1 protein-coding gene is annotated in these 527 nt (G+C 66.6%); it reads right to left on the bottom strand.

Annotated elements, in window-relative coordinates:
* A partial coding sequence (gene tssI, locus ACWKV7_RS23705) for a type VI secretion system tip protein TssI/VgrG (protein ID WP_483860164.1) occupies window positions 1–527 on the bottom strand: 527 nt, incomplete at both ends.

Here is a 527-nt window from a genome sequence, read left to right as displayed (position 1 = left end):
CTGAGGGTCTTGAACAGGCTGCGGGTCTTGTTCGCCGGCAGGTCGTAGGGGACGACGTGTTCCTTGTGGTACAGGCAGCCGGTGATCAGCGGTTGGTCGGGGTCGCCTTCGAGGAAGGTGACGACGACTTCCATGCCGATGCGCGGGATGGCGATGCCGCCATAGAGGTCGCCGGCCCAGCTGGAGGCGACGCGCAGCCAGCAGCTGCTGCGCTCGTCGGCCGGGTTGAGGCGGTCCCAGTGGAACAGCACCTTGACCCGACCGTATTGGTCGCAGTGGATTTCTTCACCGGCCGGGCCGGTGACCACGGCGGTCTGGCTGCCCAGCACGTGCGGCTTGGGGTGGGCCAGCGGCGGGCGGAAGGGGATGTCCCAGGGGGTGGCGAGGAAAGTGTTGCGGTAGCCTTGGGTGAAGGTGGAGTTCGTGTTCCCCTCTCCCCTATGCCGGGCGCCCCCTGCCCCTCTCCCGAAAGGAGAGGGGAGTAGTCCGGCGCTGGTGATGGATTCTTCCAACACCTGAGGCTGCTT

Source organism: Zestomonas ipomoeae, from assembly GCF_057128665.1.
The sequence above is the reverse complement of the archived record's forward strand: the minus strand, read 5'-3'. Positions and strand labels throughout refer to the sequence as shown.